Raw genomic sequence first — 13,774 nt, forward strand, 5'->3', positions numbered from 1 at the left:
AATATCAGAAAACACAGACGGACTTTCAACAGGAAATCAAGGTTTACTACGCCGATGAACCTGAATCAGCTCCTCAAAAGGGACTGTATATTAATGAACGCTATCAGCACTTAAAAACTAAAGAATGTCAGACGCTTTTATCTCCCGAAGGTAGACAGATTTTCGCTCAACGCAAGATTGAGGTGGAACCTGTCTTTGGGCAGATAAAGGCTGGTTTGGGTTACAAGAGATGGAATCTGAGAGGGAAGCATCAAGTGAGAATTGACATGGGATTGATACTTATGGCCAATAACCTCCTCAAATACAATAAGAGAACGACTCAAAATTAAAAAGCTAGAGTTCCGCTATTGGAAATCTCTAGCTTTTTGTGGTTAAGAACTATTTTGTCCCAGGTTATGGTAATTTGGGCTTATAGCCCTGGGACAAACCACCCGTTAGACGGGTGGTCATGATTGATAGGTATAGTTTTTCTTTTTAAAAGAGAATTTTTTTGCAAAAATCCTTGGAAGTTTTGTTTATTTATGCTATAATAGGAACAATTATTTTTAGGAGGTGCAGTATGTCTTATTTGTTTGAGATATTACCGAGTTTATTGAGCGGTGCAAGCATGACTTTGCAGGTTTTTGCACTGGTCTTGATTTTTTCTATTCCCTTGGGCGTTTTGATTGCCTTTGCATTGCAAGTCCATTGGAAGCTCCTCCATCATCTGATTAACATTTATATCTGGATTATGCGGGGGACGCCCTTGCTCTTGCAATTGATTTTTATTTATTATGTGCTTCCAAGTATTGGGATTCGTTTGGACCGTCTTCCTGCGGCTATCATTGCCTTTGTTCTCAATTATGCGGCTTACTTTGCTGAAATCTTCCGTGGGGGGATTGATACTATCCCTAAAGGTCAATATGAAGCTGCTAAGGTCTTGAAGTTCAGTCCCTTTGTCACAGTTCGCTATATTATTTTGCCTCAGGTGACCAAAATTGTTCTTCCTAGTGTCTTTAATGAAGTCATGAGTTTGGTAAAGGATACCTCTCTGGTCTATGCTCTAGGAATTTCAGACCTTATCTTGGCTAGTCGCACAGCTGCCAACCGTGATGCTAGTCTAGTTCCTATGTTCTTGGCAGGAGCCATTTACTTGATTTTGATTGGGATTGTGACTATTCTTTCCAAAAAAGTTGAGAAGAAGTACAGTTACTATAGATAGGAGACTGCCATGTTAGAATTACGAAATATCAATAAAGGCTTTGGTGAAAAGCAAATTTTATCTAATTTCAGTCTAAAAATTCCTGAAAAGCAAATCCTGGCTATCGTTGGACCTTCTGGTGGAGGTAAGACAACTCTCTTACGCATGCTTGCAGGTCTTGAAACCATTGATTCAGGACAAATCTTTTATAATGGAGAATCTTTAGAATTGGATGAACTGGAGAAGCGGAATCTACTGGGATTTGTATTTCAAGATTTTCAACTTTTCCCTCATTTATCAGTTTTAGACAATTTGACCTTATCTCCTGTAAAAACCATGGGAATGAAGCAGGATGAGGCTGAGCAGAAGGCGCGAGGTCTTTTGGAACAATTAGGACTGGCAGGACATGCAGATGCCTATCCATTTTCACTATCAGGTGGACAAAAGCAGCGGGTGGCCTTGGCGCGTGCTATGATGATTGACCCAGAAATCATTGGCTACGATGAACCAACTTCGGCCCTAGATCCAGAATTACGCTTGGAAGTGGAAAAACTGATCTTGCAAAATAGGGAACTTGGGATGACGCAGATTGTCGTTACCCACGATTTACAGTTCGCTGAAAATATCGCAGATCAGATTCTCAAGGTTGAGCCCAAGTAGGAGGTGCCGATGACTAATAAGAAAATTGCTTTAGTATTGGTTTCGCTCCTGACTCTCTTTTTAACGGCCTGTACTCAGAAGGCTAGCGATCCAAAGCAGGATAACTGGGATAAGTATCAAGAGCAGGGGAGTATAACCATTGGTTTTGATAATACCTTCGTACCTATGGGATTTGAAGAAAAGAATGGCCAATATACAGGCTTTGATATCGACTTAGCACAAGCTGTCTCTGAAAAATTAGGTTTTAAGGTTCAATTTCAACCAATCGACTGGGATATGAAGGAGACGGAACTGCAAAATGGAACCATAGACGCCATCTGGAATGGCTATTCTGCCACTGATGAACGCCGAGAGAAAGTTGCCTTTAGCATTCCATATATGGAAAATCAGCAAGTTTTGGTTGCGAAGAAAAGCCAGCAGATTCATTCAGTAGAGGATATGAAGGATAAGATCTTGGGAGCCCAAGCCGGTTCCTCTGGTTATTTAGACTTTGAAGCTCAGCCAGATTTATTGAAAAATCGTGTCAAAGACAAGAAGGCCAATCAATACCAGAGTTTCAATGAAGCCTTGATTGATTTGAAGAATGACAGGATTGATGCCTTGTTGATTGACCGAGTGTATGCTAATTACTATCTCCAGTCTGAGGGTATATTAAATGATTACAATGTTTTTCCAGCAGGATTTGAAAGTGAATCTTTTGCAGTCGGAGTAAGACCAGCAGACAAAAGATTACTGCAAGCTTTAAACCAAGCCTTTATCGAACTATACCAAGAAGGAAAGTTCCAGGAAATCAGCCAAAAATGGTTTGGAGAAGATGTGGCAACAAAAGAAGTGAAAAGTAGAGATTGAGTTTTTGCTCAGTCTCTTTTTGCATCAAAAAATCCCCTGGCAAGAACCAGAGGATAAGAGTTTATTTCATTGTTGGGAAGAGCAATACGTCACGAATAGTAGTTGTATCAGTGAGAAGCATGCAGAGACGGTCGATACCAATTCCCAAACCACCTGTTGGTGGCATACCGTATTCAAGAGCTTCAATGTAGTCATAGTCGATTCCTGTCGCTTCATCATCACCAAGTTCTTTGGCTTTAGCTTGGGCTTCGAAACGGCTAAGCTGATCGATTGGGTCGTTGAGCTCAGTAAAGGCATTACCGTACTCCTTAGTCATGATGAAGAGCTCGAAACGGTCAGTAAAGCGTTCGTCTTCAGGATTCTTCTTAGCAAGTGGAGATACAGCTACTGGATGTCCATAGACAAAGGTAGGTTGGATTAAAGTTTCTTCAACAAACTCTTCAAAGAAGGCATTGATGATGTGACCAACCTCAGTGTAGTGTTTCTCAACTGGAACTTTCTTCTCAGCAGCGATAGCTTTGGCTTCCTCGAAAGTCATGTCTTGCCAGAAATCGACACCAGTAATTTCTTTGATAGCATCCACCATGTGAACACGTTTAAATGGTTCATTGATTTTGATTTCAGTACCTTGATAGTTAACTGGGCCATCGCCTTTGACTGATTTAGCAGCATGTTGGATAATGCCTTCCGTCAAGTCCATGATATCTTGGAAGTCAGCATAAGCTTGGTAAACTTCGATAGAAGTGAACTCAGGGTTGTGAGTAGCATCCATCCCTTCGTTACGGAAGATACGGCCAATTTCATAGACACGCTCCATACCACCAACGATAAGGCGTTTCAAGTGAAGCTCAGTCGCGATACGAAGCACCATGTCAATGTTTTGGGCATTGTGGTGAGTGATAAATGGACGGGCAGCAGCACCACCAGCTTCATTGTGAAGAACAGGTGTTTCCACTTCAAGGAAACCTTTTTGGTCAAGGTAACGACGAATTTCAGAGATGATTTTTGAACGAGTGACAAAGCGTTCAAAGCTTTCACGGTTAGAAATCAAGTCAAGGTAACGTTTACGGTAAATTGTTTCAACATCTGTCAAACCATGGAATTTCTCTGGTAGAGGACGAAGAGCCTTAGACAAGTGTGTGATGTGAGTAGCCTTGATAGAGAGTTCTCCCATATCTGTACGCATCACTTCGCCTTCAACACCAAGGAAGTCACCAAGGTCTGCTTTTTTGAAGATTTCGTAGTTTTCTTCACCGACAGCATCCTTACGAACGTAGATTTGAATCTGCCCTTCGCGGTCTTGAAGGTGGGCAAAACCTACTTTACCTTTACCACGTTTGGTTACCAAGCGTCCTGCGATAGTAGCTGTTTCGTTTTTATCATGTAATTGTTCTTTATCGAGGTCAGCAAATTTATCTTTTAATTCTTGTGAATTTGCGGTGCGTTCAAAACGTTTTCCGAAAGGATCAATTCCTTGTTCACGGAGCGCAGCCATTTTTTCACGGCGAACGATCTGCTGGTCATTTAGTTCTTCCATATGTTCTGTTGACATGGGATCCTCCTAGTTTTACTCAAAATTGAATACGATGAGTCATTTTTTGCGACACTCCCATTTTATCATAAATAACCAAGAAATTCACGAATAATCTTTCAAAACTAAAAAGAACTTGACGCTACAATCAAGTTCTGTTATTGATAGGAAGTATCATTCCAAGTATTGAGAGTAAATGTTTCAAAATCATGGGTTTCTAGAATGGTCAGGCTGGCATTTGCTAGACCTCCATCTTTACGAAGAAGTGGTTCTTTATAACCTAGAAGAGTACGAAGACTGGCAGTAAGATTGGCGCCGTGTCCGACAATTAGAATACGCTCAGCTGGACTATCTTTTAATGATTTGATAAATTGGATGGTCCGTTGCGTGGTGCTATAGAGGGACTCTGCTCCAAACATTTGAGTGTCAAATTGAGCAAGGTTAGATCGGAAAGCTTTGATTTGTTGCGGGTAAATAGATTCCAAGGTTGCAATTTTCAAACCTTCCAACTTCCCCAGCTGCCATTCACGGAGATTAGGAACACTTTCTAAAGGACAGGGCGTCTGGAGTTGACTTTGGATAATTTCAGCAGATCTGACCGCTCGAGGTAAATCACTTGAATAAATCTGACCGAAAGGAACATCCTTGAGATACTGGCCAAGTCGTTTTAGGGTGTCAGTGGATTCAGGAAGAAGGGGAGAATCTCCACTAGCACCTTGAAAACGACCTTCTTGGTTCCAGAGGGTACGACCGTGGCGGACAAAGTAGAGCTTCATTCTTGGCTGCCCTCCAAGATATCTGCAAAGTCAGCTTTTACAAAGCTAGCCAAGTCTTGTGGAGCGACGATAATGCTGTGACCAACTTCCCCAGCAGAGACAATCATTTGATCCAAGTCTAGAGCAATTCTATCGATAAAAATGGGATAATTGTGTTTCTGACGAATGCCGACAGGATTATTTGCTCCATGAATGTAACCAGTTGTTTTTTCCAAGTCCTTTTGTGGAATCATGCTCACTTTTTTATTGCCAGAAATTTTGGCTAGTTTCTTTTCAGACAAGTGTTGGGTGATAGGGACAATTCCGATAATCGGTCCGGTCTTATCTCCCAAAAGAGCCAAGGTTTTGAAAATCTGATCTCGTTCATAACCTTGAGGAAGCTCTCCTTCTAGGGCATTGATTTGAATCCCCTGATGTGGGATACCTGCTTTAGACAGAATTTGTTCTACCAATGTTTTTTTGATTTTAACTTTTTTTGCCATTATTTATACTTATCCTCCAATTGGCTCATCCAAATACCAAGCCAGATTCCAAGTGCAAAGAAGAAGGCGATGATGACATACCCAACAAGAGAAATACCAGTGTATTGGATACTTTCAGCGTTTCCTGCATTTGGAATCAAAATCAAAAGAGTACTTGATAGGACGATACCGATGATGAAATGATAGACGCGTGAGTGGTAGTTATTTAAGGCATAATCCATCAATTTTGAAAAAATAATGAGAGTTGCGCCTGCTCCGATTCCAATCGGGAAGAAGGTTCCCAAGAGGTCAAAGGTTTTAAAACCAGTCAACATCGGAGCATAGAGCCCCAAAATCAAAAGTAGATTTGATGGACTGAGGCCAGGAACCAATACACCAAGGGCCAATAGTGCGCCTGCTAGGATGAAGTTAAGAAAGCTGGCGCTTAAGGTTCCAACTACAAAATTTAAGGCATAGAGACCTAGTCCAGAAATGATAAAGGTTGCCCAGAACCAAGCTAAATCAATCTTGTCTCGGTCAGATTCTCGAGTTGATTCTTTGAGGAGGCTAGGAACTGTACCGATGATAGCACCCGCAAAGCTCCATAAGACAAAGACCTGATAATTTTCAAGCAGGTATTCAATCGGGTAGGAAAATAAGCCGATTCCCAGAAGCATACCGAAGGCAACTGGAATAAAGTACAAAACATTTTCTTTAAAGTCCTTAAAGGGATGGGCCAGAAAGCCAATCATTCGTTCATAAATTCCTAAGATTGCTGCTAGAACCCCTCCGGAAATTCCCGGTAAGATAAATCCAAGAGCAATGACAATCCCTTTAATAACACGTGCTAACCATGAGAGCATATTGTTCCTCCAACTATTTCTATTTCAAAAAATCCTTACTATATTGTATCACAATCAAACACAAAAAGAAAAAGCAAATGATAAACAAATGCTTTTAAGGTTTTAAAAAGATTTTTCTAAAGGTTTCTTCTTTGTTTTTTAAGGAAGAAATGACGTTGATATCCAAATCGTGGTCAAAGCCAGCAATTTTTCCTTTAGATGTGTATTGGTGAATGTCGTAATCTAAATCAGTCTTAGGAGTAGCTTCGTAAAATCCTGAGTCAGAACCATAGGAAGGAATCCAAACAGACGTAAACTTGTCTGTATCAATACTGTGTTCTTCCATGAAGTAGACCCCGACGTAGATTCCGATATTTTTAGCACCTAGTGATTCTAGTTTTGCTCGAAAGGCTTCAACACCTTCGTTCATATTGGACATGGTTTTATCTTCCACGTCTAGCCAATAGTAACTAGGGCTGTATGGCGATGAAGCGTTATAAAAAACTTCAGCAGCCTTTTCCATTTCTTGGACACTTTTTCCAGCTACAAAGGCATAGACACCAACTGGGACATTTCGTTTTTGAAACTCGGTAATATGGGTTTTAAAGGCCTTATCTACCCCATTAACAAAGGAAGCATCGTTTTCTTTTAAAGACTGAGCGCCACTATGTACACGAACGATAGCTCCAGAAATGTTTTGGGACAGAGTATCGTAATTTATTTCCTCAGGACGTTGCCAACCAGAAACATCAATTACCGGTTTATCTATATTGTGTAGCGCTTGCGTTTCTACTTGCGCGATATTTGACTTTGTTTTTACAGGATGGTCCTCAAAACGAGGGCGATTCAGGATTAAAATGAAAATCATAATCCCAAAAAAACCAAATAAAATAAGCGGATTAATTTTCTTTCTCATATTCCATAATTTTACCTTAAAAATGAAAAAAAATCAAAAAAAATACTCAAAAAATGGGTTAAGAAAGGACTTTAGAGCATTTTTTCATTCAAGAGCGCGGAATGATTTGAAATATGGTATAATAAAAGGGAATTTCTAGAGAAAAGAGAAGATTATGTCAAATTATGCCATTATTTTAGCAGCGGGTAAAGGGACTCGCATGAAATCTGATTTGCCAAAAGTTTTGCACAAGGTTGCGGGTATTTCTATGTTGGAACATGTTTTCCGTAGTGTGGGAGCTATCCAACCTGAAAAGACAGTAACAGTTGTAGGACACAAGGCAGAATTGGTTGAGCAGGTCTTGGCTGGACAGACAGAATTTGTGACTCAATCTGAACAGTTAGGGACTGGACATGCAGTTATGATGACAGAGCCTATCTTAGAAGGTTTGTCAGGTCACACCTTGGTTATTGCAGGAGATACTCCTTTAATCACTGGTGAAAGTTTGAAAAACTTGATTGATTTTCACATCAATCATAAAAATGTGGCGACTATCTTGACTGCTGAAACGGATAATCCTTTTGGCTATGGACGAATTGTGCGTAATGACAATGCTGAAGTTCTTCGCATTGTTGAGCAGAAGGATGCTACAGATTTTGAAAAACAAATCAAGGAAATCAACACTGGAACTTACGTCTTTGATAACGAGCGTTTGTTTGAGGCTTTGAAAAATATCAATACCAATAACGCTCAAGGCGAATACTATATTACAGATGTCATTGGCATTTTCCGTGAAGCTGGTGAAAAAGTTGGCGCTTATACTTTGAAAGATTTTGATGAAAGTCTTGGGGTAAATGACCGTGTGGCTCTTGCGACTGCTGAGTCGGTTATGCGTCGCCGCATCAATCACCAACACATGGTCAACGGTGTTAGCTTTGTCAACCCAGAAGCAACTTATATCGATATTGATGTTGAGATTGCTCCTGAAGTTCAAATTGAAGCCAATGTTACCTTGAAAGGGCAAACGAAAATTGGTGCTGAGACTGTTTTGACAAATGGTACTTATGTAGTGGACAGCACTATTGGAGCAGGAGCTGTCATTACCAATTCTATGATTGAGGAAAGCAGTGTTGCAGACGGCGTAACAGTCGGTCCTTACGCCCACATTCGTCCAGGTTCAAGTCTGGGTGCCCAAGTTCATATTGGTAACTTTGTTGAGGTGAAAGGTTCTTCTATCGGCGAGAATACTAAGGCTGGTCATTTGACTTATATCGGAAACTGTGAAGTGGGTAGCCATGTTAACTTTGGTGCTGGAACCATTACAGTCAACTATGACGGCAAAAACAAATACAAGACAGTCATTGGAAACAATGTCTTTGTTGGTTCAAACTCAACCATTATTGCGCCAGTAGAACTTGGTGACAATTCCCTCGTTGGTGCTGGCTCAACGATTACCAAAGACGTTCCAGCAGATGCGATTGCCATTGGACGCGGTCGTCAGGTTAACAAAGACGAATATGCAACTCGCCTTCCTCATCATCCTAAGAATCAGTAGGAGTCTGTCATGGAATTTGAAGAAAAAACGCTTAGCCGAAAAGAAATCTATCAAGGACCAATTTTTAAACTGGTTCAAGATCAGGTTGAATTACCAGAAGGTAAGGGAATTGCCCAACGTGATTTGATTTTCCACAATGGGGCTGTCTGTGTTTTAGCAGTAACGGATGAACAAAAACTCATCTTGGTCAAGCAGTACCGCAAAGCTATCGAGACTGTCTCTTACGAAATTCCAGCCGGAAAGTTGGAAGTAGGAGAAAACACAGACCCTGTCGCAGCAGCACTTCGTGAATTAGAGGAAGAAACAGCCTATACAGGGAAATTAGAACTCTTGTACGATTTTTACTCAGCCATTGGCTTTTGTAATGAAAAATTAAAACTATACCTAGCTAGCGGTTTGACAAAGGTAGAAAATCCGCGCCCGCAGGATGAAGATGAAACCTTAGAAGTCCTTGAAGTGAACTTAGAAGAAGCCAAGGAATTAATCCAATCAGGTCATATATGTGATGCCAAGACAATTATGGCTATTCAGTATTGGGAATTGAACAAAAAATAGAGGAGGTCAGTATGGGTAAACCTTTATTAACGGATGAAATGATTGAAAGAGCTAATAGAGGCGAAAAAATTTCGGGTCCCCCTTTGCTTGATGACGAGGAAACCAAGATTTTACCAACCTCTTCTTCCCGTTTTGGTTATGCCAATCCTAAGGATCATGGTTTTAGCCAGGAAACCTTGAAGATTCAGGTCGAACCCTCTATTCATAAAAGCCGTCGCATTGAAAATACCAAGAGAAATGTCTTCAATTCTAAGTTGAATAAAATCTTATTCGCTGTCATCTTTCTCTTGATTTTGCTTGTCTTAGCAATGAAACTTTTGTAATAGAAAAGGAATTGAAATGAAAATAGGAATTATTGCGGCTATGCCAGAAGAACTGGCGTATCTGGTCCAGCATTTAGACAATGCCCAGGAGCAAGTTGTTTTAGGGAATACCTATCACACAGGAACCATTGCCTCTCATGAAGTCGTTCTTGTAGAAAGTGGAATCGGTAAGGTCATGTCTGCTATGAGTGTGGCGATTTTGGCTGATCATTTCCAAGTGGATGCTTTGATTAACACGGGATCTGCTGGAGCAGTAGCAGAGGGTATTGCTGTTGGAGATGTTGTGATTGCTGATAAATTAGCCTATCATGACGTGGATGTTACAGCTTTTGGCTATGCTTATGGACAAATGGCGCAACAACCGCTTTATTTCGAATCAGATAAAACCTTTGTTGCTAAAATTCAAGAGAGTCTATCTCAATTGGACCAGAGCTGGCATCTTGGTTTGATTGCTACAGGAGATAGTTTTGTTGCAGGAAATGACAAGATAGAAGCGATTAAGTCCCATTTCCCAGAAGTTTTAGCAGTTGAGATGGAGGGAGCAGCTATTGCTCAGGCGGCGCATGCCCTTAATCTTCCAGTCTTAGTTATCCGAGCTATGAGTGACAATGCCAACCATGAAGCAAACATCTCTTTTGATGAGTTTATTATCGAAGCTGGACGTCGCTCTGCCCAAGTCTTATTAACCTTTTTGAAGGCCTTAGATTAAGCGGAAATTTGACAGTTTATCTAGCTTATGATAAGATTTAAGTAAAGAAAAGCTAGAAAACGTTTCAGAGGATATTATGAGTATTGAAATGACCGTCAGTGAGATTGCAGAGGTCTTAGGATTATCTCGCCAAGCAATCAATAACCGTGTCAAAGAATTACCAGAAGAAGACACAGATAAAAATGACAAAGGGGTAACGGTAGTTACCAGAAGTGGCTTGATTAAGCTAGAAGAAATCTATAAAAAAACGATTTTTGAAGATGAGCCTGTCAGTGAAGATGTCAAGCAGCGTGAACTGATGGAGATTCTGGTCGATGAGAAGAATGCAGAAATTCTGCGTCTTTATGAACAATTAAAAGCCAAGGATCGTCAGTTATCAGAAAAAGACGAGCAGATGCGTATCAAAGACCGTCAGATTGCTGAGAAAGACAAACAACTCGATCAGCAGCAACAATTGACCCTTCAAGCCATGAAGGATCAAGAAAATCTTAAGCTAGAGCTGGACCAAGCAAAAGAAGAAGTCCAATTCACTAAGAAAGGCTTTTTTGCTCGTTTATTTGGAGGATAATCAAGGAGCTGTTTAGGTTAAATGCTAACCTGATGGCTTCTTTTGTTTCTAAATAGTATAGTTGCTCAAGTAATACTCAATGAAAATCAAAGAGCAAACTAGGAAACTAGCCGCAGGCTGTACTTGAGTACGGCAAGGCGACGTTGACGTGGTTTGAATTTGATTTTCGAAGAGTATAAAATAACAGTATAGGAGAGGTAGAAAATGGAACGATTAGAAGATTACATTGCTTTTGATTTAGAATTTAATCAGCATGAAGGGCAAACACACCTAATTCAAGTATCGGCAGTGCGTTTTAGAGATGGTCAGGAAATCGATGCCTATGATTCCTATGTCCATACCAGCGTTCCTCTAAAAAGCTTTATCAATGGATTGACTGGAATTACAGCTGAGACCTTAAAAGATGCTCCTCCAGTGGAGAAAGTCATAAAAGATTTCCAAGAGTTTGTGGGTTCTTTGCCAATGGTAGGTTACAACGCTGCTAAAAGTGATTTGCCTATTTTAGCGGATCATGGTTTAGACTACAGCCAGCAGTACAAGGTGGATTTGTATGATGAAGCCTTTGAACGTCGGAGTTCTGATTTACATGGTATTGCCAATCTCAAATTGCAAACAGTTGCCTCATTTCTTGGATTTCAAGGTCAGTCTCATAATAGCTTGGAGGATGCTCGTATGACGGCGCGTGTTTACGAGTCCTTCTTAGAGTCAGATCTAGCTAGAGAATTGTTAGAGACAGAAAGTAGCCTATCAAACAATCCTTTTGGAGGCTTGGACTTGTCTCAATTATTTGACTAGGAGTGCCTATGAAACCTGAAAAATCTAAAAATCTAGGTTTTAAGCAGATATACTTTAATCTAGATAAAATACTCTTCCTCTTTTTCTTGATATTTATGATGATTGAGTTTGTCTGGTTGCCACTTAATTCTTGGATTGCTGGACTGTTGCTCCGTCAGACAGGTTATCTTTTTCTTTCCTACAACAATTTTTTTGCCATTATAAAGGGTTCTCCCTTTGTTAGTCTTGCTTTATTTGTTCTGGTAATCGTTAATTTACTAATCGCCTATTACCAGATAGGACTCCTCTTTATCGGAGCTCGACACCTCCTCTATCATGAAAAGAGAACTTTGCTGGAGTACAGTCGCAAGGTCTTTCGTCAAAGTTTCTTGTTTATGAAGCAAGTGACGATTTCCAAAATGGCCTTTATTTTCTTTTATGTAATGATGCTCTTTCCATTAATTCGAAAGATTTTAAAGATTTATTACCTCAATAAAATCGTCATTCCGGAATTCATAGTAGCCTATGTAGAAGATAAGTATTGGTTGGTCGGTTTGGTAATCACTGTTCTAGCCTTGCTGCTGTTTTACATTTCAGTACGTTTGATGTTTGCCCTACCCCAGCTTTTGTTTGAGAAGAAAACAGTCAAAGAAGCAGTCGAATACAGTCTAGAGAAGACCAAAAGGCAATCTTGGTTTTATATTTGGAACTTGCTTTGGATTATCGTCAAAACGTATCTATTTTTCATTCTTCTCTTGATTCCAATCTTAGCAAGTCAGGTATTGATGGATGGATTAACCCATAAGGAATCTCTTGTATTAGGAATCATTAATTTTGTCTTGATTAAGAATTTCCACTATATGGCCTTGACCTATTTCCTTATTAAGTTTGTTTCCTTTTTAACAGGGGAAGAACTAGAAATCACACCAAGGAGAAAGAAAGACCACTGGATGAGATGGGGAGTGATGGGCTGTGCCGGCATCTTTTTCGCTCTTGAGGGATATGTTTATTTGGAAGCGCCAGTAGCACATAGACCCTTGATTATCTCTCATCGCGGTGTTTCAGATAAAAATGGTGTCCAAAATACCGTCCAATCGCTAGAAAGGACAGCTCAGCTAGAGCCAGACTTTGTTGAGACGGATGTTCAGGAAACAAAAGACGGTCAGTTTGTCATGATGCATGATGCTAATATCAAGCATTTGACAGGTGTTAATGCCAATCCTCAAGATTTAACCTTAGATGAATTAACCAAACTTGATATTTCGGAAAACGGCTATCATAGTAAGGTGTCTAGTTTTGATGATTATCTCAACAAAGCCAATGAATTGCATCAAAAACTCCTCATTGAAATTAAAACCAGTCGAAAAGATAGTCCAGATATGATGAAACGCTTTATGGACAAATATGGAGCCATCATTAAGCAGAATGGCCACCAAATGCAGTCCTTGGACTATCATGTGATTGACCAGGTGTTGGCCTACGATTCACAAATTCCAGTCTATTTCATCCTACCTTATAATAGTATTTTCCCAAGAACGAAAGCCACAGGCTACACCATGGAGTATTCAACTTTAGATGAAAATTTTGTCAACAAGCTTTGGAATACGGATCAGAAATTGTATGTGTGGACCATCAATAGTTCAGAGTCCTTTGATAAATCTGTTCAGCTAGGAGCTGATGGCATGATAACTGATGACTTGGAAATGGTTCAAGAGCAAGTTACCATTGCCCAAGAAGACCCAGAGTACACGGATTTACTGTTTAAACAGGCAATAGAATTCTTTAATTTTTAGTAATAAAAAAGAGTCTGGGACAATAGTCCCTTATTTCCAAAAAAAGCAACGGATTTGCCGTTGCTTTTTTGGATGGTTACGATAGTCTTGGTAAAATAGAATTGCCCAATAAACCATTCAGAAAGGCTATCCCATGCATATTCACTATAACACAAATCAAACAACTTTACCACTAGAAATCAGTTCCTTCTTGCCACAAGACCATCTCGTCTTTACTATTGAAAAAGTGGTAAATACCTTGGAGGATTGTCATTTTCACGCCTTCTATCATGCCTTTGGTCGCCCATCTTATCACCCTAAAAT

General features: G+C 40.1%; 16 protein-coding genes and 1 pseudogene. 12 read left to right on the forward strand and 5 right to left on the reverse strand.

Annotation, left to right across the window (positions count from 1 at the left end; all coding sequences use genetic code 11):
* From QM409_RS10330 to QM409_RS10345, 4 genes are all read left to right on the forward strand, one after another.
* Positions 1-329 (forward strand): transposase (locus tag QM409_RS10330; protein ID WP_414305689.1); only part of this gene is annotated, 329 nt, incomplete at its 5' end.
* A gap of 230 nt (positions 330-559) precedes the next feature.
* Positions 560-1,201, forward strand: coding sequence for an amino acid ABC transporter permease (locus tag QM409_RS10335; protein WP_414305688.1), 642 nt, complete (start codon positions 560-562; stop codon positions 1,199-1,201).
* A 9-nt stretch (positions 1,202-1,210) separates the two neighbouring features.
* Positions 1,211-1,840: an amino acid ABC transporter ATP-binding protein gene (locus QM409_RS10340; protein ID WP_414305687.1), complete on the forward strand. Its 630-nt coding sequence runs from the start codon at positions 1,211-1,213 to the stop codon at positions 1,838-1,840.
* A gap of 9 nt (positions 1,841-1,849) precedes the next feature.
* Entirely contained in the window at positions 1,850-2,689 is an 840-nt protein-coding gene (locus tag QM409_RS10345) for an amino acid ABC transporter substrate-binding protein (RefSeq protein ID WP_414305686.1), read from the forward strand.
* Positions 2,690-2,750: 61 nt separating this feature from the next.
* On the opposite strand, the gene lysS is transcribed toward QM409_RS10345, so the two are convergent.
* From lysS to QM409_RS10370, 5 genes are all read right to left on the reverse strand, one after another.
* The gene (lysS, locus tag QM409_RS10350; RefSeq protein WP_020901741.1) at positions 2,751-4,241 is read right to left on the reverse strand and encodes a lysine--tRNA ligase; all 1,491 of its coding nucleotides are present in this window, start codon (positions 4,239-4,241) and stop codon (positions 2,751-2,753) included.
* A gap of 137 nt (positions 4,242-4,378) precedes the next feature.
* Entirely contained in the window at positions 4,379-4,996 is a 618-nt protein-coding gene (locus tag QM409_RS10355; protein WP_150922345.1) for a histidine phosphatase family protein, read from the reverse strand.
* Positions 4,993-5,478, reverse strand: coding sequence for an aminoacyl-tRNA deacylase (locus QM409_RS10360; protein WP_150922346.1), 486 nt, complete (start codon positions 5,476-5,478; stop codon positions 4,993-4,995). Before QM409_RS10360 ends, QM409_RS10355 begins: the two co-directional genes overlap by 4 nt.
* On the reverse strand, positions 5,478-6,320 hold the full coding sequence (locus tag QM409_RS10365; RefSeq protein WP_150922347.1) for a DUF368 domain-containing protein: 843 nt from the start codon (positions 6,318-6,320) through the stop codon (positions 5,478-5,480). Before QM409_RS10365 ends, QM409_RS10360 begins: the two co-directional genes overlap by 1 nt.
* A gap of 94 nt (positions 6,321-6,414) precedes the next feature.
* Positions 6,415-7,215 carry a glycoside hydrolase family 25 protein gene (locus QM409_RS10370; protein WP_049544045.1) on the reverse strand — a complete coding sequence of 267 codons (801 nt, stop codon included), beginning with the start codon at positions 7,213-7,215 and terminating at the stop codon, positions 6,415-6,417.
* Between the two features lie 154 nt (positions 7,216-7,369).
* Here QM409_RS10370 and glmU point away from each other — a divergent pair, with 154 nt between their 5' ends.
* The 8 genes and pseudogenes from glmU to QM409_RS10810 form a co-directional block, all read left to right on the forward strand.
* On the forward strand, positions 7,370-8,749 hold the full coding sequence (gene glmU, locus QM409_RS10375; protein ID WP_084930169.1) for a bifunctional UDP-N-acetylglucosamine diphosphorylase/glucosamine-1-phosphate N-acetyltransferase GlmU: 1,380 nt from the start codon (positions 7,370-7,372) through the stop codon (positions 8,747-8,749).
* A gap of 9 nt (positions 8,750-8,758) precedes the next feature.
* Positions 8,759-9,304, forward strand: coding sequence for an NUDIX hydrolase (locus tag QM409_RS10380; RefSeq protein WP_414305685.1), 546 nt, complete (start codon positions 8,759-8,761; stop codon positions 9,302-9,304).
* An 11-nt stretch (positions 9,305-9,315) separates the two neighbouring features.
* Positions 9,316-9,627, forward strand: coding sequence for a cell wall synthase accessory phosphoprotein MacP (gene macP, locus QM409_RS10385; protein ID WP_000517861.1), 312 nt, complete (start codon positions 9,316-9,318; stop codon positions 9,625-9,627).
* A 16-nt stretch (positions 9,628-9,643) separates the two neighbouring features.
* On the forward strand, positions 9,644-10,336 hold the full coding sequence (locus tag QM409_RS10390) for a 5'-methylthioadenosine/adenosylhomocysteine nucleosidase (RefSeq protein WP_414305684.1): 693 nt from the start codon (positions 9,644-9,646) through the stop codon (positions 10,334-10,336).
* A 76-nt stretch (positions 10,337-10,412) separates the two neighbouring features.
* Positions 10,413-10,904 (forward strand): chromosome segregation protein RocS, encoded by a 492-nt coding sequence (rocS, locus tag QM409_RS10395; RefSeq protein ID WP_150922351.1) that lies wholly within the window; start codon positions 10,413-10,415, stop codon positions 10,902-10,904.
* Between the two features lie 204 nt (positions 10,905-11,108).
* Positions 11,109-11,699 (forward strand): 3'-5' exonuclease, encoded by a 591-nt coding sequence (locus QM409_RS10400; protein ID WP_150922352.1) that lies wholly within the window; start codon positions 11,109-11,111, stop codon positions 11,697-11,699.
* Positions 11,700-11,707: 8 nt separating this feature from the next.
* Positions 11,708-13,471, forward strand: coding sequence for a glycerophosphoryl diester phosphodiesterase membrane domain-containing protein (locus QM409_RS10405; RefSeq protein ID WP_414305683.1), 1,764 nt, complete (start codon positions 11,708-11,710; stop codon positions 13,469-13,471).
* A gap of 133 nt (positions 13,472-13,604) precedes the next feature.
* Positions 13,605-13,774 (forward strand): annotated as a pseudogene (locus QM409_RS10810) (IS1182 family transposase); the annotation flags it as partial.

This window comes from Streptococcus mitis (assembly GCF_047465045.1).
GTDB lineage: Bacteria > Bacillota > Bacilli > Lactobacillales > Streptococcaceae > Streptococcus > Streptococcus mitis_DT.

Coding starts and splice junctions, on each gene's coding strand:
- QM409_RS10335 (WP_414305688.1), top strand. CDS start 560: ATGTCTTATTTGTTTGAGATATTACCGAGTTTATTGAGCGGTGCAAGC.
- QM409_RS10340 (WP_414305687.1), top strand. CDS start 1,211: ATGTTAGAATTACGAAATATCAATAAAGGCTTTGGTGAAAAGCAAATT.
- QM409_RS10345 (WP_414305686.1), top strand. CDS start 1,850: ATGACTAATAAGAAAATTGCTTTAGTATTGGTTTCGCTCCTGACTCTC.
- lysS (WP_020901741.1), bottom strand. CDS start 4,241: ATGTCAACAGAACATATGGAAGAACTAAATGACCAGCAGATCGTTCGC.
- QM409_RS10355 (WP_150922345.1), bottom strand. CDS start 4,996: ATGAAGCTCTACTTTGTCCGCCACGGTCGTACCCTCTGGAACCAAGAA.
- QM409_RS10360 (WP_150922346.1), bottom strand. CDS start 5,478: ATGGCAAAAAAAGTTAAAATCAAAAAAACATTGGTAGAACAAATTCTG.
- QM409_RS10365 (WP_150922347.1), bottom strand. CDS start 6,320: ATGCTCTCATGGTTAGCACGTGTTATTAAAGGGATTGTCATTGCTCTT.
- QM409_RS10370 (WP_049544045.1), bottom strand. CDS start 7,215: ATGAGAAAGAAAATTAATCCGCTTATTTTATTTGGTTTTTTTGGGATT.
- glmU (WP_084930169.1), top strand. CDS start 7,370: ATGTCAAATTATGCCATTATTTTAGCAGCGGGTAAAGGGACTCGCATG.
- QM409_RS10380 (WP_414305685.1), top strand. CDS start 8,759: ATGGAATTTGAAGAAAAAACGCTTAGCCGAAAAGAAATCTATCAAGGA.
- macP (WP_000517861.1), top strand. CDS start 9,316: ATGGGTAAACCTTTATTAACGGATGAAATGATTGAAAGAGCTAATAGA.
- QM409_RS10390 (WP_414305684.1), top strand. CDS start 9,644: ATGAAAATAGGAATTATTGCGGCTATGCCAGAAGAACTGGCGTATCTG.
- rocS (WP_150922351.1), top strand. CDS start 10,413: ATGAGTATTGAAATGACCGTCAGTGAGATTGCAGAGGTCTTAGGATTA.
- QM409_RS10400 (WP_150922352.1), top strand. CDS start 11,109: ATGGAACGATTAGAAGATTACATTGCTTTTGATTTAGAATTTAATCAG.
- QM409_RS10405 (WP_414305683.1), top strand. CDS start 11,708: ATGAAACCTGAAAAATCTAAAAATCTAGGTTTTAAGCAGATATACTTT.